General features: G+C 68.3%; 18 protein-coding genes. 7 read left to right on the top strand and 11 right to left on the bottom strand.

What is annotated here, in order from left to right:
- The first annotated feature begins 37 nt into the window (after positions 1-37).
- Both LX88_RS11310 and LX88_RS11305 read left to right on the top strand, forming a co-directional pair.
- Positions 38-376 carry a hypothetical protein gene (locus tag LX88_RS11310; protein WP_030479697.1) on the top strand — a complete coding sequence of 113 codons (339 nt, stop codon included), beginning with the start codon at positions 38-40 and terminating at the stop codon, positions 374-376.
- 24 nt (positions 377-400) lie between these two features.
- Entirely contained in the window at positions 401-1114 is a 714-nt protein-coding gene (locus LX88_RS11305) for a lysophospholipid acyltransferase family protein (RefSeq protein ID WP_258947744.1), read from the top strand.
- Positions 1115-1394: 280 nt separating this feature from the next.
- Here the strand turns inward: LX88_RS11305 and smc are convergent, their stop codons facing one another.
- From smc to LX88_RS11285, 4 genes are read right to left on the bottom strand one after another with little or no spacing between them, the layout of a single operon-like run.
- A complete protein-coding gene (smc, locus tag LX88_RS11300; RefSeq protein ID WP_258947743.1) occupies positions 1395-5093 on the bottom strand; it encodes a chromosome segregation protein SMC in 3699 nt (1232 codons plus the stop codon).
- Between the two features lie 60 nt (positions 5094-5153).
- Positions 5154-5789 (bottom strand): anti-sigma factor family protein, encoded by a 636-nt coding sequence (locus LX88_RS11295; RefSeq protein ID WP_258947742.1) that lies wholly within the window; start codon positions 5787-5789, stop codon positions 5154-5156.
- Positions 5786-6292 (bottom strand): sigma-70 family RNA polymerase sigma factor, encoded by a 507-nt coding sequence (locus tag LX88_RS11290; RefSeq protein ID WP_258947741.1) that lies wholly within the window; start codon positions 6290-6292, stop codon positions 5786-5788. The genes LX88_RS11295 and LX88_RS11290 overlap by 4 nt, the downstream gene beginning before the upstream one ends.
- 33 nt (positions 6293-6325) lie before the next feature.
- Positions 6326-6598 carry an acylphosphatase gene (locus LX88_RS11285; RefSeq protein WP_090066431.1) on the bottom strand — a complete coding sequence of 91 codons (273 nt, stop codon included), beginning with the start codon at positions 6596-6598 and terminating at the stop codon, positions 6326-6328.
- Between the two features lie 81 nt (positions 6599-6679).
- On the opposite strand from LX88_RS11285, the gene LX88_RS11280 reads away from it, so the two are divergent.
- The 3 genes from LX88_RS11280 to LX88_RS11270 all read left to right on the top strand — a co-directional run bounded on the left by LX88_RS11280 (position 6680) and on the right by LX88_RS11270 (position 8528).
- The gene (locus tag LX88_RS11280) at positions 6680-7411 is read left to right on the top strand and encodes a CAP domain-containing protein (protein ID WP_258947740.1); all 732 of its coding nucleotides are present in this window, start codon (positions 6680-6682) and stop codon (positions 7409-7411) included.
- A 23-nt stretch (positions 7412-7434) separates the two neighbouring features.
- Positions 7435-7905 (top strand): hypothetical protein, encoded by a 471-nt coding sequence (locus tag LX88_RS11275; RefSeq protein ID WP_258947739.1) that lies wholly within the window; start codon positions 7435-7437, stop codon positions 7903-7905.
- A 128-nt stretch (positions 7906-8033) separates the two neighbouring features.
- The gene (locus tag LX88_RS11270) at positions 8034-8528 is read left to right on the top strand and encodes a hypothetical protein (RefSeq protein ID WP_258947738.1); all 495 of its coding nucleotides are present in this window, start codon (positions 8034-8036) and stop codon (positions 8526-8528) included.
- A 69-nt stretch (positions 8529-8597) separates the two neighbouring features.
- On the opposite strand, the gene LX88_RS11265 is transcribed toward LX88_RS11270, so the two are convergent.
- On the bottom strand, positions 8598-9278 hold the full coding sequence (locus tag LX88_RS11265) for a response regulator (protein ID WP_258947737.1): 681 nt from the start codon (positions 9276-9278) through the stop codon (positions 8598-8600).
- On the bottom strand, positions 9275-11764 hold the full coding sequence (locus LX88_RS11260; protein WP_258947736.1) for a sensor histidine kinase: 2490 nt from the start codon (positions 11762-11764) through the stop codon (positions 9275-9277). Before LX88_RS11260 ends, LX88_RS11265 begins: the two co-directional genes overlap by 4 nt.
- A 329-nt stretch (positions 11765-12093) precedes the next feature.
- Between LX88_RS11260 and LX88_RS11255 the strand changes: the two genes are divergently transcribed.
- Complete coding sequence (locus tag LX88_RS11255) at positions 12094-12534, top strand: MarR family winged helix-turn-helix transcriptional regulator (protein ID WP_030479707.1); 441 nt, start codon at positions 12094-12096, stop codon at positions 12532-12534.
- Positions 12535-12568: 34 nt separating this feature from the next.
- Here LX88_RS11255 and LX88_RS11250 read toward each other — a convergent pair whose 3' ends face one another.
- A complete protein-coding gene (locus tag LX88_RS11250; protein WP_258947735.1) occupies positions 12569-13672 on the bottom strand; it encodes a DUF1700 domain-containing protein in 1104 nt (367 codons plus the stop codon).
- Positions 13669-13995 carry a PadR family transcriptional regulator gene (locus LX88_RS11245; protein WP_090066438.1) on the bottom strand — a complete coding sequence of 109 codons (327 nt, stop codon included), beginning with the start codon at positions 13993-13995 and terminating at the stop codon, positions 13669-13671. Before LX88_RS11245 ends, LX88_RS11250 begins: the two co-directional genes overlap by 4 nt.
- Before the next feature lie 184 nt (positions 13996-14179).
- On the opposite strand from LX88_RS11245, the gene LX88_RS11240 reads away from it, so the two are divergent.
- Positions 14180-16078, top strand: a complete 1899-nt coding sequence (locus LX88_RS11240) for an AAA family ATPase (protein WP_258947734.1) — start codon at positions 14180-14182, stop codon at positions 16076-16078.
- Here the strand turns inward: LX88_RS11240 and mutM are convergent.
- Genes mutM through rnc form a run of 3 tightly spaced genes read right to left on the bottom strand, consistent with a single transcriptional unit; the run spans position 16075 to position 17945 of the window.
- Positions 16075-16932, bottom strand: coding sequence for a bifunctional DNA-formamidopyrimidine glycosylase/DNA-(apurinic or apyrimidinic site) lyase (mutM, locus tag LX88_RS11235; protein ID WP_258947733.1), 858 nt, complete (start codon positions 16930-16932; stop codon positions 16075-16077). The genes LX88_RS11240 and mutM overlap by 4 nt on opposite strands.
- A 1-nt stretch (position 16933) precedes the next feature.
- Positions 16934-17134 carry a hypothetical protein gene (locus tag LX88_RS11230; RefSeq protein ID WP_258947732.1) on the bottom strand — a complete coding sequence of 67 codons (201 nt, stop codon included), beginning with the start codon at positions 17132-17134 and terminating at the stop codon, positions 16934-16936.
- Positions 17135-17141: 7 nt separating this feature from the next.
- A complete protein-coding gene (gene rnc, locus LX88_RS11225) occupies positions 17142-17945 on the bottom strand; it encodes a ribonuclease III (protein ID WP_258948225.1) in 804 nt (267 codons plus the stop codon).
- Between the last annotated feature and the right edge of the window lie 2 nt (positions 17946-17947).

The following is a 17947-nucleotide window of genomic DNA, read 5'->3' as shown; positions in this document are numbered from 1 at the left end:
GCTTGCAGGGCAGGTGAGGGTGGGGGACTCTTCTACAGTGAGTGAGGAAACGATCCAACTCGATCTCAACGAATCCGGGGTGGCCGTCGACCTGCCCTTGCCGCCGAACAACCGGGACGGTGTCCAGGGTGTTCCGTATCGGCCGGTCGAATTCCGAGACGATGATCTTCCGTCAGCTCTGGAACGCGCTGCCGCCTGGTTGCGGCAGACCCAGGACTGGCTGGGCGAGCCCGTGGACGTGATCGCAGTCCATCTCGACTACGACGACACCCACGGCAACCCGTACTACGACCTCAAGCTGCTGTGCAACGACGAGGATCTGGCGGGCGTGCCAAAGATCATGCGAGAACACGAAGGGGCCGCTACCGGTCAGTAGTCCTTACGGCTACCGTTCGGAAGTATGTCGGATCGCGTATATCCCCCGGTGATCGCCGCAGCGAAGCTCATGTTCAAGGTGCTCGACCTGCGGCTCACCGTGGAGGGGGCGCACCACGTTCCTCGCACGGGTGGGGCGGTGCTGGCGTCGAACCACGTCAGCTACCTCGACTTCATCTTCGCGGGCTATGGCGCGCATCCCTCGGGGCGCCTCACGCGGTTCATGGCGAAGCACGAGATCTTCGCCAACAAGATCGCAGGCCCGCTCATGCGCGGCATGCACCACATCCCCGTCGACCGGAGCGCGGGCCAGGCCTCCTACCAGCAGGCCCTGTCCGCGCTCCGCACCGGCGAGGTCGTCGGGATCTTCCCCGAGGCCACGATCAGCCGTTCATTCACGGTCAAGGACATCAAGTCCGGCGCGAACCGCCTGGCTCACGAAGCCGGCGTTCCGATCATCCCCATGGCGTTGTGGGGCACCCAGCGCCTGTGGACCAAGGGCCGCCCCAAGGACCTGACCCAGCGGCACGTGCCGGTCACCATCCTCATCGGCGAGCCGTTCGAGCCCTCCCCCGGCGACTCCGGTGACGACGTGCTGCGCAAGCGGATGCAGGACCTGCTGGACACCGCGCAGGCCTCCTACCCGAACGAGCCCGGCACCTGGTGGACGCCGGCGCACCTCGGCGGCACCGCGCCCACTCCGGAACAGGCCGCCAGGCTGGACTCCCGCGGCGCCTGAACACCTGCTGCGAGGACTCGGGCGAACACTGCCGCGATGAGTGCCTGACCTGGCGATACAAGGTTTCCACAAGGTTCGTCGGGCAGAGTCGCGGTGCGCACCTGGAGTGGTGAGGTGGAACCGGGGGATCTCACCCCTTCAGGCGCCGGGCTGCGTCCGCACGGTGTCGACGGGGGACCTGCCTCTGACCCCAGAGGAAGGTCACCGCGCTGGCGCAGCCCGCGCAGAGGCCGCGGCCGGGGCTGGTTCAAGCCCCCCAGGCACCGCTCCGGCCGCCCTCTCAGGCCTCTGCCTGCGCCTCCGCCGGTTCGGGCGGGGGTTCCGCGGCCTCAGCGGACTCCACCGGCTCAGCGGCCTTCACAGGCTCAGCTGACACCACGGCCTTCGCCGGCGCCGCCGCACGCGCGGGCTCGTCGCCGGTCGTGCGCAGCCGCTGCGAGATCACCTGTGAGATGCCGTCACCGCGCATCGAGACGCCGTACAGGGCGTCCGCGATCTCCATGGTCGGCTTCTGGTGGGTGATGATCAGCAGCTGCGACTTCTCCCGCAGCTGCTCGAACAGGCTGATCAGCCGGTGCAGGTTCGTGTCGTCCAGCGCGGCCTCGACCTCGTCCATCACGTAGAACGGTGAGGGGCGGGCGCGGAAGATCGCGACCAGCATCGCGACCGCTGCCAGCGACTTCTCGCCACCGGAGAGCAGCGACAGGCGCTTGACCTTCTTGCCGGGCGGGCGGGCCTCCAGCTCGATGCCGGTCGTCAGCATGTCGCCGGGCTCGGTCAGCACCAGGCGGCCCTCGCCGCCGGGGAACAGGACCTTGAAGACGATCTCGAACTCGCGCGCCACGTCCTCGTAGGCCAGCGTGAAGACCTCGAGGATCTTGTCGTCGACCTCCTTCACGACCGTGAGCAGGTCGCGGCGGGTGTCCTTGATGTCCTCGAGCTGCGTGGAGAGGAACTTGTAGCGCTCCTCCAGCGCGGCGAACTCCTCCAGCGCGAGCGGGTTCACCTTGCCCAGCAACGACATGTCGCGCTCGGCACGCTTGGCGCGGCGCATCTGGGTGTCGCGGTCGTACGGCATCGGCTGCGGCTCGGAGACCTGCTCGCCGCGTTCCTTGGCGGCCTGGTACTCCGCCATCTCGGCGGCCGAGGCGGGCACCATGACGTCGGGGCCGTACTCGTTGGTCAGGTCTTCCAGGCCGATGCCGAAGTCCTCGGCGATCTTGGTTTCCAGCTGCTCGATGCGCATGCGCTGCTCGGCACGCATGACCTCGTCGCGGTGCACGGCGTCAACGAGCTTTTCCAGCTCACCGGACATCTCCCGCACCAGGCCGCGCACCTGCGTCAGCAGGAGTTCGTGCTGCGCACGGCGTTCCTGGGCCTGGTCGCGCTCGCGGGCGGCACGGGACAGCGAGACCTCGATGCGTTCCAGCGCCTGCTCGCCACCGCGGACGACGGCCTTCGCGACAACGGCACCACGGGCGCGGTGCTGGGTGGCGCGGGCGTGGCGTTCGCGGGCCTCGCGCTCAGCGCGTGCGGCACGACGCAGGCCCTCTGCCTTGCCCTGCAGCGCACGTGCGCGCTCTTCCGCGGTGCGCTGCACCAGACGTGCGTCCATCTCGCTCTGACGCGCCTGAGCCAGCTCAGCGGCCAGCGCGTCGCGCTGGTCGGTGTCCGGCTCGTCGTCGAGGGTCTGCTCCTCCTCGGCCATCAGCAGCCGCTCTTCGAGCTCGCCCAGCTTCATCAGGGCTTCCTCGCGCGACCGCTCGACCTTGGCGCGCGCCTCGGAGATGCGGTTGACCTCGGCCTCCGCGGACCGCACGGCCGTGGCCATCCGGTTCAGCCGCTCGCCGGAGCGGGCCTGCCGGACCTTGGCCTCCTGCATGGCCTCCTTGACCGCGTCGAGCACCTTGCGGCGGGCCTGCTGCTCGGCACGAGCGCCTTCCAGCGCGGCCGAAGCGTGCTCCAGCGCCCGTTCCGCGGTCGCGAGCTGCTCCTGCGCCTCGTCGACGGCGGCCTGCACCTCGATGACGCTCTGGCCCTGGGCACCCGAGCCGCCGACCGCCCAGTCCGTGCCGAAGAGGTCGCCCTCACGGGTGACCGCGCGGCCGTTGAACCCGGCCGCGGTGTCCAGATCTCCCACCACGGCAAGGCGGTCGAGCGCGCGGGCCAGCGCCGGGCGCAACGCCTCCGGCGCGTGCACGACGTCGATGGCCCACCGCGCACCGTGTGGCAGGTAGCCCCACTGCGAGGTGTCCGCCGCGGACCCGTGGGAGCCGATCAGCACGCCCGCGCGGCCGCCGTCCTTCTCCTTCAACAGCTTCAGGGCCGCGAGCGCGCCGTCACCGGACGACACCGCGACGGCGTCGGCGATCGGGCCGAGCGCGGCGGCCAGCGCGACCTCGTAGCCGGGTTCGACGGTCAGCAACGCGGCGACGGAACCCAGCAGGCCCGGCACGTCCGACGCGAGCAGCGCGCCGGCGCCGTCCTTGCGCGTCAGGCCGAGCGAGAGAGCGTCGACACGAGCGCGCCACGACGCGATGTCGCGTTCCGCGGTGCGTTCGGCCTTGACCAGTTCCTCGACGCGCTGCCGTGCCGCGTCGTGGGACTGCACGGCCTGGTGGTGGCGTTCGTCGAGGCCGTGGTCGTCCTCGTCCTCGGTGCCGGTGATCTCGCGGGCCTCGGCCAGCTCCATCGACGCGTACTCGGCACGTTCGGACGCCTCGGACAGCGTGACGGAGAGACGTTCGATCTCCTCCGCGGTCGCGTTCGTCTTGCTGCGCAACGCTTCCACCTGACCGGACAGGCGGGCGAGGCCCTCCCGGCGGTCGGCGATCGCGCGGACGGCGGCGATGTGCGCCTTCTCCGCCTGCGAGACCATGCGTTCCAGTTCAGCGCGCGTCTCCACGGCCTCGGCCAGCGCGATGCGGGCCTCGGTCACGCCTTCCTGGAGCTCCAGCTCCATCTCGGCGGTCTCCTCGGCCTCGCGGTCGAGGTCGTCCGGGTCACGTCCGCGCGACGGCGCGTCCACGTCGGCGGACAGGTGGCGGGCGCGTTCGGCGGCGAGCCTGACCGTGCCGCGGAGGCGTTCCTCCAAAGCGGACAACCGGTACCAGGTGTCCTGTGCGGCCTGCAGCTTCGGCGAGTCGGCAGCGACCCGCTCCTCCAGCTCGTTCTGCTGGTACTGCGCGGCCTGCAACGACTTCTCGACCTCGGCGCGGCGCACGCGGGCCTTCGCCTCGTCGTGCTCCTCCTGCGCGATGGTCTCGCGCTGCGTCACCAGGTCGTCGGCGAGCAGGCGGAGCTTGCTGTCCCGCAGCTCGGACTGGACGACCTGCGCGCGGCGGGCGATCTCGGCCTGCTTGCCCAGCGGCTTGAGCTGGCGGCGCAGTTCGGCGGTGAGGTCGGTGAGGCGCGTCAGGTTCGCCTGCATCGCCTCCAGCTTGCGCAGCGCCTTTTCCTTGCGCTTGCGGTGCTTCAGGACGCCGGCGGCCTCTTCGATGAACGCGCGCCGTTCCTCCGGTTTGGACTCGAGGATCGCGGCGAGCTGGCCCTGACCGACGATCACGTGCATCTCGCGGCCGATGCCGGAGTCCGAAAGCAACTCCTGGATGTCCATCAGGCGGCACGAGTTGCCGTTGATCTCGTACTCGGTGGCGCCCTCGCGGAACATGCGGCGGGTGATCGACACCTCGGTGTACTCGATCGGCAGCATGCCGTCGGCGTTGTCGATCGTCAGCGTCACCTCGGCGCGGCCCAGCGGCGCGCGGCCGGACGTGCCGGCGAAGATGACGTCCTCCATCTTGCCGCCGCGCAGGTCCTTGGCGCCCTGCGTGCCCATCACCCAGCGCAGCGCGTCGAGCACGTTGGACTTGCCGGACCCGTTGGGGCCGACCACACAGGTGATGCCTGGCTCGAAGCGCAGCGTGGTAGCCGAGGCGAAGGACTTGAAGCCCTTCAGCGTCAGGCTCTTGAGATGCACGCGGGGCAGACTACCCAAGCGCTTGCGCGTGCTGCGGGAGGCGTGGGTTGACCTGCGCGTCTATGGACGGAGAGTGACCAGCAGCCCGCTCTCGTCGGACACCTCCATGCGTTCGATCTGGTCGACGCGGAACGACGTGGAACCGGGAATCCGCTCGTCAGGCGCGTGATCGGAACCCCACCAGCCGCCGACCTCGCGCTGCCCCTTGCGGTCGAACACGATGACCTTGCACCGCCCACCCGGCTTGACCGCGCCGAGCTTGAACCACATCTCGGTGCCCCAGGTCTTCGAGACCATCGAGACCTCGCCGTTCACCCCGCTGGCCGCGTCCCTGGCGGCCCAGGTCGGCGTGGGCGGCTGGCTCGAAGTGGGCGGAGCCGCGGTGGGCCGCGACGGCGTCTGCCACAGGAAGAAACTGCCCCCGGCCAGTGCGAGCAGGACCAGCACGGCCGCGCAGACGATCAGCACGCGGCGCTGGTCGTGCTTCGGCTCGGGCGGACAGGCGGGGATCTCGTCGAGGTTCTCGACGTCCTCCAGGGTCAGGCGGCCGAGCAGCCCCGGCAGCGGGGCCAGCCGCAGCATCTCGGCCTGACAGCAGTCGCAGTCGCCGAGGTGGCGTTCGAACGCGGCACGTTCGGAGAGGTCGAGCGAGCCGAAGAGGTAGGCGCCGACGTCGACGGTGTGCTGGCAGCTCACGCCTCGGTCACCCCTCTTTCCTCCAGTGCGTCGCGCAGCGCCCGCAGTGCGTAGAAACAGCGCGACTTGACCGTGCCCGGCGGGATGCCGAGCGTCTTGGCGGCCTCCGCGACGGTGCGGCGGCGGTAGTACAACTCGATGACGACCGTCCGGTGCTCAGGCGTGAGCGCTCTCAGCGCCGACGCGATCTGCCACGTCTGCAGCACGTGTTCGACCTGGTCGCTGACCGGCGGGAGGTCCACCGGTTCGAGCGGCACCTCGGTCGCGCGTGCGTTGCGGCGGCGGTAACCGGAGATCACCAGGTTCTTGGCGACCGTGTAGAGCCACGGTGCCGCGTCGTCCGGTTTCAGGTCCTCGTGGTTGCGCCACGCGCGGAGCAGCGTCTCCTGCACGACGTCCTCTGCCTGCTGGTAGTCGCCGTCGACCAGCCGCAGCACGTAGTGCAGCAGCGGGCCCCCCCAGCGGTCGTACAGCTGGATGAGGACGTCTTCTGAGGAGTCCACGATTCCCTACTACGCCGGCTCTCGGAGAACGGTTCAGCGCTCGACGAACCCGGTCAGGTCGCCCCTGGCATCAGACCACTGCTCACCGACAGATTCGACGTGTCCGGGAGTTTCACCCGAACGGAGAGCTTTCAGCAGTTGTTCACACTTCTCCCGCGATCCCTCGGCAACGACCTCGACCCGGCCGTCCGGCCTGTTCGAAGCACTCCCGACCAGGCCTAGTTCTAGCGCCCTGGCACGCGTCCACCAGCGAAAACCAACGCCCTGAACCCGGCCACGCACCCACGCGTTCAGTCGCACGTCCACCTCCGAATGGTTGCGTAGTCACGCCAGGTGACTGAAGACGCACTCTGGGGTTGTCACCCATTAGTGGTACGGTCCCGACCCGTGAGTGCCCGCAGCCTCTTACTCGGCCTGCTGATCGGTGCAACCGGGATCGGCGGCCTCGCCCTCTCCGGTACCTCCCCTCTCGGCATCGGTTTCACCAATGCCGCGCAGCAGGAGAGCACCGACCCGGCGAACCAGTTCGGAACGGGCAACGCCGCCGCACCGAACGGCGGCAGACAGCCGTCCGACGGCGGCGACACCGATGCCGGCACGTCCGCACCTCAGACGTCCTCCTCGGTGCCCGCCACCTCGACGACGACCGAGACGCCTTCTTCCGCGCCTTCGACGCCGGCGGCCCCGTCCACCACGACGCCACCCCCCGAGGCGCCGAAGCCGCCCGCCCAGACGCAGCCGCCCACCGGTCAGACGCCGGAGCAGGCCGTGCTCGCGCTCGTGAACGACGCCCGCTCCGCGGCAGGGTGTAAGGCCCTCGTGATCGACGACCGCATCACGACCGCCGCGCAGGCCCACAGCACGGACATGGCGACCAAGAAGTACTTCTCGCACACCTCGCAGGACGGCAGGACGTTCGACGTCCGCATGCGCGAGGCCGGTTACCCGAAGCCGGGCGGCGAGAACATCGCGATGGGCTACCCCAACGCCGCCGCCGTCGTCGACGGCTGGATGAAGTCCACCGGCCACCGCGAGAACATCGAGAACTGCAGCTTCACCACGATGGGCGTGGGCCTGGACACCCGCGGCAACTACTGGACCCAGAACTTCGGCCGCTGACCGTTTCGAGCAGGGGAAACTTCGTGTACGAGAGCCCGGAACCGGACTCGCGCTCGCGCTTCTTCCGAGGTGCACCGCAAATCGTCCTAGCCGCCTCAGGCGTCGTGCTGGCGACCGTCTTCGCCGCCGTCGCCTCCCTCGCCGCGGGCTCGAACACCGCGAACGAGTCCCCGGCGACCCAGCCGCCGCGCAAGGAGGCCGTGCGCGACGCCCTGAGCATCGTGCCGACGTCCGCACCGTCCTCGACCGCGGAGCAGACGACGACGACAGCCGAGACCACGGCCACTTCGGCGACCACCACGACGACGAAGAAGCAGACGCGCGTGACGACCATCACGCGGCCGGACGGCACCACGACGACGGTCACGACCGACGACCCGCCGCCGGTGATCACGTCGAACACCACGACCACCACCAAGGCGACGACCACGACCACGACGGCCGTCGTCACCACGACGACGACGGACCCGGTCACAACGACGACGACCCCTTAGGGTTACGCCAGTCACCGCCTTGTAACGCAGAGCTACACGAAGGTGTGGCTCCGCTGAGGCTTTGGTGCGTTTCCGCCGATAACTCGAACACAAGTCCATCCGACCGGGTTTCCCCCGAGGAGCGAGTGGTGTTCGAGGAAGATCATCCGCAGTCACCGACCGAGCCCGCCCAGCCGAAGAAGCGCGTGGGCACGGCAGTCATGCTGGCTGCGGGCGGCGTGGTCGTGGCGACGCTGTTCGCCACCGTGGCCTCCATGCTGGCCGCATCCGGCCGCGAGGCGGTCCCGGAACGCACGTCGGCCGACGTCGTGCAGACCATCACCAGCGTCGCACCGGACGGCAGCACCAGCACCGTCGTGGTCACCGTGTCCTCCGGCGCACCGAAGCCGGCGTCCGCACCGGACCGCAAGCAGGCCGCCCGCCCGCAGGACCAGCCGAAGCCGGGCACGCCCGACCAGCCACAGCTGACCACCACCCCGGCCCAGCCGACGCAGACCGAGACGCAGAGCACGCCGCCTTCGGAGACGGAGCCGCCCACGTCGACTCCTTCTTCTTCGGAGTCGCCCACCGCGCCGCCGTCGTCCCCGTCGTCGAGCACCGGCACGCCGGACCCGCAGCCGTAGTCCGGCACGGTTCTGCGGACGCAAGATCAGCAGCGCGGTCAGGTCATCCGGACCACAGCGCGGGTCCCGTCACAGCTCGAACCGGTAGCCCATGCCCGGCTCGGTCAGCAGGTGCCGCGGCCGGGCGGGCTCCGGCTCCAGCTTGCGCCGCAACTGCGCCAGGTACACCCGCAGGTAATGCGTCTCCTTCTCGTACGCGGGCCCCCACACGTCCCGCAGCAGCTGTTTCTGCGCGACGAGCTTGCCCGCGTTGCGCGCCAGCACTTCCAGCAGTCCCCACTCGGTGGGCGTGAGGTGCACCTCAGCACCGTTCTTGAGCACGCGCTTCGCCGCCAGGTCGACGGTGAACGAGGCGGTCTGCACGATCGGTTCGTCCTCGGGGCCGGTCGTGGCCGAACGGCGGACGGCAGCGCGCAGCCGGGCTAGGAGTTCGTCCATGCCGAACGGTTTCGTCACGTAGTCGTCGGCGCCGGCGTCCAAGGCGTCGACCTTGTCGGCCGAGTCGGTGCGGGCGGACAGGACGATGATCGGCAGGGTGGTCCAGCCGCGCAGGCCTGCGATGACGTCGGTGCCGTCCATGTCGGGCAGTCCTAGGTCCAGGACCACCACGTCCGGTTTGCCGTCCGCCGCCAGCCGGAGTGCCGTGGCGCCGTCGGAGGCGGTGAGGACCTCGTAGCCCCTGGCCGAGAGGTTGATCCGCAGGGCGCGCACGATCTGCGGCTCGTCGTCGACCACCAGTACTTTCGTCACGCGACCCTCTCCTCGGCGGGGAGTGAGATCACCACGGTGAGGCCGCCACCGGGTGTGTCCTCCATGGTGATCGTGCCTCCCATGGCCTCGGTGAAGCCCTTCGCCACGCTCAGACCGAGACCAACGCCACCCGGCGTGCGGTCGCCGAGGCGCTGGAACGGGGCGAAGACCTGGCCGGCGGTGCCGCTGGGCAGGCCGCGGCCGTGGTCGACGACGCGCAGCTCCACCTCCGAGCCGTGAGCCGAGGCGCGCAACGCCACGGCACCGGCGTAACGCACGGCGTTGCCGACGACGTTCGCGATCACCCGCTCGAGCAGGCCCACGTCGGCGCGCACGAGTGGCAGCGACTCCGGGACGTCGACCTCGACGTCGCCGGCCTGGCCGGCCAGTGCTCGTGCGACGGCCTCGTAGTAGCCGACGGCGCGGAACTGCGGCTCCACGGCGCCGGTGGCAAGGCGCGAGGAGTCGAGCAGGTTGTCGACGAGGCCGGTCAGGCGGTCCGCCGACTCCTCGACCGCCTCCAGCAGCTCGGCGGTGTCGGCGTCCGACAGCGTCAGCTCCGGGTCGCGCAACGAGCCGACGGACGCCTTGATCGAGGTCAGCGGCGTGCGGAGGTCGTGGCCGACAGCACTCAGGAGTGCGGTGCGTAGTTCGGTGCGAGAAGCCTGGCGTTGGGCGTCGAGGGTCTGCTCGGCCATCCGCTGCTGCCTCAGCGCGAGCAACGCCTGGCCCGCGGCCGCTTCGAGGACCCGGCGGTCTGACGCGGGCAGCGAACGGCCGCGCAGCGCGAGGTGCACGTCCGGGGTCACGGCGATGTCGACGTCCGCGTCGTCGGGCTCGTCGCACGGGCCGATACCAACGCACGCGACGCGCTCCCACGAGCCGTCGACACGTTCCAACAGCGCGACGGACGTGAGACCGAAGTTTTCCTTCACCTTCTCCAACAGCCGTGCGAGTGGCTGCGGGTTCGTCAGCACGGTGCGCGCGTACGACGCGAGGAGCGTGGCCTCGGTGCGAGCGCGCGCCGCCTGGGTCGCACGGCGCGCGGCGTGGTCCACCACCAACGCCGTGGAGACGCCCACGATGATCATCGCGAAGAAGGTGAGCACGTTCTGCTGCGCGTCGATGGTGAACGTGTAAAAGGGCTCGGTGAAGAAGAAGTTCAGCAGCAACGCGTTGATCAGCGCGGCGGCGATCGCGGGGCCGAGTCCGCCGACGATCGCCACGACCAGCGTGACCAGCAGGTAGCCGATGACGTTCGTGGAGAAGTTCAGACCGCCGCGCAACGACGCCCCGGCCGCCGTGACCAGCGCGGGACCGGCCACCGCGAGGACCCAGCCCCACGCGAGCCGGCTCGGCCTCAACGGGCTGCCGGCGAACCGGGCGCGCCAGCCGCTGGCCGTCGCCGGATGCGTGACCATGTGGACGTCGATCGCACCGGACTCCTGCACGACCGTGGAGCCGATACCCGCCGAGAACACGCGCGCGAACCGCGAACGGCGTGAGGTGCCGACCACGAGCTGTGTGGCGTTGACGCCGCGTGAGAACTCCAGCAACGCCGTCGGCACGTCATCTCCGACCACGGTGTGGAACGTGGCACCGACGTCCTCGGTGAGCTTGCGGTACTTCTGCAGTGAGTGCGGGTCAGCGCCTGCGAGGCCGTCGCCGCGCAGCACGTGCACGACGAGAAGGTCGCCACCCGCGCGCGTGGCGATGCGACGCGCGCGACGGATGAGCGTCTCGCTTTCCGCGCCACCGGTGATGGCGACGACGACACGTTCGCGCGTCTCCCACGTGTCGGTGATCTGCTGTTCGGTCCGGTAGCGCAGCAACGCGACGTCGACCTGATCGGCGACCCAGAGCAACGCGAGTTCGCGCAACGCGGTGAGGTTTCCGACGCGGAAGTAGTTGCCGAGCGCGGCGTCGATCTTGTTCGCCGCGTAGACGTCGCCGTGCGCGAGCCTGCGGCGCAGAGCTTCCGGTGTGAGGTCGACGAGCTGGATCTGGTTCGCTTTGCGCACGACCTCGTCCGGCACCGTTTCCTTCTGCGGTACGCCCGTTATGCGGTGCACGACGTCGTTCAGAGATTCCAGGTGCTGAATGTTGACCGTGGACAGCACATCAATCCCGGCTTCGAGGAGTTCCTCGACGTCCTGCCACCGTTTGGCATTACGGGATCCCGGTGCGTTCGTGTGCGCCAGTTCGTCGACGACGGCGACCTGCGGCGCACGGGCGAGCACGGCGTCGACGTCCATCTCGGTGAGCTCGACGCCGCGATGGGCGGAACGCCTGCGCGCGACGATTTCCAGGCGTTCTGCCAGGTCAGCGGTCTTCGCACGGCCGTGGGTCTCGACGAATCCGACGACCACGTCCGTGCCGCGTTCCCGCCGGCGGTGCGCCTCCCCGAGCATGGCGAACGTCTTGCCGACACCGGGAGCGGCGCCGAGGTGGATGCGGAGCTCGCCACGTCTGGTTTTCGGACTCACCGGACCAGTCTGCCCTGGACGGAGGTGGGCCGTTCGGGGGTACGCGCTGCGCCACACGGCTACACGAGTGCGCCTTCCCACAGTTCTGACCGCAGATCTGTCTCGCTGAATCATGCTTCAGCCCGGCGCCCGTTCGAGTGAGCTTCACTGCGCTTTTTACGCCGTTTACCAGCACATTTAAGTGTGTCGGACGCGCGCCGTGACACCTCGCGTCACCACAACGGCCGAATGGGTTATCGGCAGTTGGCGGATAGCGCGCGGAGCGTGAATGAGGGAAAGTGCCATGGTTCGTGTCCGAATTCGGACAATCACATGCGCGCGGAGAAACGATGCCCACCACCGTCACCAACCACGAGGCACTTCAACTCGTGGTGGCCGTGCACCGGCTGGTGCGAAGTCTTCGACAGGCCGCACCGGCCCGTCGTTTGCAACCCACCCAGTTATTGGTGCTGTCAGAACTGAGCGCCCACGGCCCGATGCGGATCGGCGAGATCGCCGTGCGCGCGCTGTGTTCTCAGCCGACCGCTACAACCGTCGTGACCAGCTTGGAGTCCACTGGCCTCGTCCGAAGAGAGCCCGACGCCGCCGACGGCAGAGCGACGATAGTCGTGCTCACCGAAGTCGGCCGCGAGACGATCCTGTCGCTCGCTCACGGCGAAGCCGAACTATTGAGTGAAAGAATGTCCGAACTTTCGCCAGAAGACAGAGAACACCTGCGCTCGGCCATGCCGATTTTGCGTCACCTGGCCGACCCACAGCAGAACAAGTAGGAGCGGGACCCCCCGACGGGTCCCGCTCCTACGATTACTTGCTGGGTGACACAGAAGTAGGTGGCACCGAGCTCGGAGTCGCGCTCGCGGAACTCGGCGGTTCCGCACTCGACGTTGCTGACGGAGCGGTCACGGTCGGTTCCACTGTGTAACAGCGACCGTTTTGGTAGGCGACCTTCGGCCGCGGATAGCGGTTAGCGGGAATGACAGGCTCAGGACCGTTGTCGGAGTCGTAGCAGCTGGTGTAGCCCTGCCGCGCGTTGATCGGCTGACCGTCCTGGTCGTACAGCGTCACGTTCGAGAGCAGCTTGCCGTTCTCGTCGTACACGTAGATGTTCTCGTACGTCTCCGCGACGGGCCCCGAGTACGAAGAGCGCGACGGGTTGTACCCGAGCTGCCCAGCCGTCACGTCGATCACCTGGAACAACAGACCCACCGCCAGCGCCGAGGCGGGCAGGCTGAACCACAGCCAGCGCCGGTCGACCTTGGCGCGCGGCCCGGCGAACACCGACACCACGGCGACGGCGGCGATCGCGAGGAACCCGAGGATGTCGCGACCGGCGAGCAGCACGGCACCAAGACCGAGCAACCCCGCCCGCACCAGCCACCAGGCGGGCTGCAACGACCTGAGATAGGTGATCGCCCGCTCGGCCGGCGTCCCCGGTTCCGGCGTCAGCCACTTCTTGAGCCTGATCGTCTCCGGCAGGTTCATGATCTCCTGCTGCGCGGGCCCCCGGTCGTTCACGAGCGCCAGGCTCAGCACGAGGATCACCGCGGGCAGGAGCAGGATTCCTGGCTCCCGCAACGCCGCCGCCCCCGCGAGCAACGTGACGCCGGTGGCTCCCACCAACCCCCAGACCGCGGCCCGTGGCCGGGTCAGCAGCTGCTTCTTGGTCGTGACCGGCAACCGCTCGGTCCGCGGCGGGTACCCGGCGGCCTGCCGGAGCTCCTGCGCGTACTGCTCGGGCGGCCCGAGCCGCTGCTCCAGGCTCTCGTTCTCACCGAGCTCGGACGACAGTTCGGCGATGTGCGCCTCGACGTCCTCCATGATCTCGGCGACCTCGTTGGGCGGCAGGTCGTCGAGGGCGGCACGCATCCCGGTCAGGTAGTACTCGACACCGAGCGCTTGCGTGTTCATGCTGCGACCTCCTCGAGCAGGCCGTCCAGCGTGCTGGCGAACGACCTCCACGTCTCCCTCGACTCAGCCAGGCGCGCCCGCCCGGTCTCGTTGATGCTGTAGTACTTGCGGTGCGGCCCCTCTTCACTGGGCACCACGTACGAGGTCAGCATCCCCGCGTTGTAGAGCCGCCGCAGCGTCCCGTACACCGACGCGTCGCCCACTTCGTCCAATCCCCCGGCACGCAGTCTGCGCACCACGTCGTACCCGTACCCGTCGTCCTTGCGCAGAACCGCAAGGACGGCCAGGTCCAGCACCCCTTTGAGCAGTTGACTGGTGTCCATGGCCCCCTCCGACCCTCGGCTTGGTGGTCGAAATCGGCGAAGCCCATTTTGATCACCAAACGAACTCCGCTTTGGGGAGTGTCACTGTTGCGCCGTGGACAGTACTACGCAGTGCGCAGTACTGTCTATCGCGGGGGTCCTAATCGGTCATTCGCGGCCGAACAGCTGTGCTAGAACTCTGCGGGTGCGACTGACGGAGGTGGAGTTCAAGGGCTACAAGCGACTCGCGGACACGTCGTGCAACGTGGACGGGAAACTCATCGCCTTCCTCGGACCGAACGAGTCAGGCAAAACCACGGTCCTCGAAGGCCTCGCCTGGCTGATGAGCAGGAACGTCCAGTCCGAGCCGCTCAGCCTCGGGGATCGGACCCGGGAATCCGACATTTGGGAAGACGCGCCGGTCAAGGCGACGTTCCAGACATCCGACGACGACCGCGCGTCGCTGGCACGCTGCTACATCGGTGCGCTCCAGTCGTTCGCGGTGTGCCGCTGGGTTGATGGGCGAGTTCGGCTTGAAGCCAAGGGACACGGCCGCACCGTCGCCTGGTTCCAGGAACACGTTGTAGATGCGCTTGCTGACATGCAGCAACATCTGGTGACCGGACGCCTGCCCGACGACGGTTTCAACCAAAACCTCCCTGACGCACTAGCTTCGATAAGGCAAGGGTTGAACCGTGCTTGGGGCGACAAGCATCGGCAAGCGGCCACTGATGTCATCGCCGCGATCGACGCCATGCCTGCTGCCATCAGGGGTGTCTCGAAGAAGGCGTTCGAAACTGATTTGGCCAGTCTGCGCGAGGCTCTCCGGTTGATGGTCGATCACGGACCTGAGCGGGCGGTCGACGGGGCGCTGCTCGAGCGTTGCCCCGACTTCCTGCTGTTCAGCCAGGCAGATCGCGTCCTGCCCACCACCTACGACCTGGCATCCGACGATCTGACACAGCCGGCGGCTCTGCAGAACCTGCTTCGCCTGGGAGGAACGTCAGCTCAGGAACTCCGCGAACTCATCGCCGGCGGCAACCTCACGTTGCTGTACACCGCCCTTCGCAAGATCAACAGTCGCTTGCGAACGTTGTTGCGACCGCTGTGGCGGGAGACCGAGCTGACCGTCGAGGTGACGGTGCAGGGCTCCGTGGTTCAGCTACTGGTCCACGAACTGGGCGAAGACGGCGTCACGACATCGCTGGACGAACGCAGCGAGGGTCTCCGCGCTTTCATCGCGATGATGGCTTTCCTCCACGACCGGCCCAGTCCCTCACGGCCTGTCCTGTTGATCGACGAAGCCGAGAGCAAGCTGCACCTCAACGCCCAAGCGGACCTGATGGAGATCCTTCAGCGACAGGAGGTTGCGCAGCAGGTGCTCTACACGACCCACTCCCTCGACTGCCTGCCACCCGACATCGGCACCGGTCTGCGGTTCGTGGTTCCCACCTCGCGACACACCAGCGAACTCCGGAGCAACTTCTGGAGCAGCAGCAAGGCGGGCTTTCGCGAGCTGCACGTCATGGCCGGCGCCAGCCGCACCGCCTACTCCCGCTTCAGCCGCGCCGTGCTCACCGAAGGCCCGAGCGAGATGCTCCTGCTCCCCACGCTCATCCGGAAGGCGACGCAGGAGACCGATCTGTTCTACCGAGTCGCACCAGGTCTCTCGAACCTCCGCGCGGACAGCTTCGAGCTGTTCGACTCAGCCGACCGAACCGTGTACCTGCTCGACGGCGACAGCGGCGGCGACACCAAGAAGAAGCAGCTCATCGATGCCGGCATGCCCGCTGACCACGTGCTGTCGCTGCCCGCGAACAAGGCCATCGAAGACCTGCTGACGGTCGACTCGTACCTGCAAGCGGTCAACGGTTACCTGGAAGAGTGCGGCCAGAAGGATCGGCTGACTGCGGCCGACCTGCCAGACGGCACCACCCGGAGCAAGTCCGTCGACACCTGGTGCAGAGCGCGGAAGATCAAGGCCGGCAAGACGATCATCGCGAGCCGACTGGTCAACGATCCCGACCAGGTCGAGCTGGAGCCAGAAGGTGCCGCCTACCTCAAGGAGCTGCACGCCAAGCTGACGAACGTGCTCAAGCTCTAGAAGCGAGGACGGGGCTGGCACCGCGGGCACGAGTACGAGGAGCGGTTCATGAACGGCTCCCGCACGATCGCGGCACCGCACCGCTTGCACGGCCGGTTCTCCTGGCCGTACGCGTTGAGTGACCGGTCGAAGTACCCGGACTGCCCGTTGATGTTGACGTACAAGGCGTCGAACGACGTCCCGCCCTGGCCGAGCGCCTCACGCATCACGTCGGTGGCGTGGTCGAGCAGCTCGGCGGCCTTGGGTTTCGTGAGCTTGTCCGTCATGCGGGTGCCGTGCAGCTTCGCGCGCCACAGGGCCTCGTCGGCGTAGATGTTGCCGATGCCGGACACGAGGGTCTGGTCGAGCAGGGCACGTTTGATCTCGGTGTGACGCAGGCGCAACGCGCGCACGGCAGCATCACGGGAGAACAAAGGGTCCATGGGGTCGCGGGCGATGTGCGCGACCGAGTCGGGCACCAGGGTGCCGTCGACCTCGACCAGTTCGGCCAGCGCCAGGCCGCCGAAGGTGCGTTGGTCGACGAAACGGAGTTCTGGTCCGCCGTCGGAGAACCGGAAGCGGGCGCGCAGATGCTTCTCGTCGGGGGCCGACGAGGGCTGGACGAGCATTTGGCCGCTCATGCCCAGGTGCGCGAGCATGGCGGCCTTGTCAGCCAGTTCGACCCAGAGGTACTTGCCGCGGCGCCTGGCAGCGGCTATTGGCTGGCCTGCCAGGCGCGCGCAGAAGTCCAAGGAACCCATGTCGTGCCGGCGGATTGCGCGTGGGTGCAACACCTCTACCGAGGAGATGACCCGGCCGGCGACGTGGGCTTCAAGGCCGAGGCGTACTACCTCGACCTCTGGGAGTTCGGGCACGTCAGGCTTCGGACTTGCCCTCGTCGAAGGGCTGCGCGTCGATCACGGCGGCCTGCGGCTTGGTGGGCTTGAGCACCCACACCCCCGCGCGGCTCGTGTCCCTGACCAGCACAAGGCCCTGGATTCCTCCACTGCGGGAGGTGTTCACCGGCCCGCGAGCGGTGCGGGTGCGGCGGTTCGTGCGGTTCCTGGTCGCATACATTGCGGTCTCAGTCTTCCTCGGTTGGGGAGATCCCTGGCGTCACCGAGGCGCCATTCTGTCCGTTCTTGGCCCTGACCGACTCCTGCTCGGCCTTGGCCCGTTCCGACAGAACATGATAAGCCGCTTCGGCGGCTTTCTGCTCGGCTTCCTTCTTGGTGCGCCCATCACCCTTGCCGTAAGGCTGGCCACCGACGAGCACCGTTGCGGTGAACTCCTTGCGGTGGTCCGGCCCCTGGTCGTCCACGCGGTACTCCGGGACGCCGAGGCTGGCTTGAGCGGTGAGCTCCTGCAGGCTTGTCTTCCAGTCCAGTCCAGCACCCAAAAGCGGAGCTTTGGCCAAGAGCGGATCGAACAGCCGGTGAACGAACGTTCGTGCGGTTTCGATACCGAACTGCAGGTACACCGCACCGATGACGGCCTCGAGGCCGTCAGCGAGAATGCTTGCCTTGTCCCTGCCACCGGTCAGCTCTTCGCCACGACCGAGCAACAGGTGTGCACCGAGCCCGCCGTCACTCAGGTTGCGCGCCACGCCGGCCAGTGCGTGCATGTTGACCACGCTGGCACGGAGCTTCGCGAGCTGACCTTCGGGAAGGTCGGGATGGGTGCGGTAGAGGTGGTCGGTGACGACCAGCCCCAACACCGCGTCTCCCAAGAACTCGAGACGCTCGTTCGGCGGCAAGCCGCCGTTCTCGTACGCGTAAGACCGGTGGGTGAGCGACAGCACGAGCAGCTCGGCGTCCAGGTGGACGCCGAGCGCTTCGAGCAGGTCCGCGCGGTCCGCTTGCGGTGCGCGCGGCGGCTTTCCCCCCACTA

The sequence above is a fragment of the Lentzea californiensis genome (assembly GCF_024648825.1).
In the GTDB taxonomy this organism is placed as follows: Bacteria; Actinomycetota; Actinomycetes; order Mycobacteriales; family Pseudonocardiaceae; genus Lentzea; species Lentzea californiensis.
This window is presented reverse-complemented; position numbering and strand designations above follow the sequence as displayed.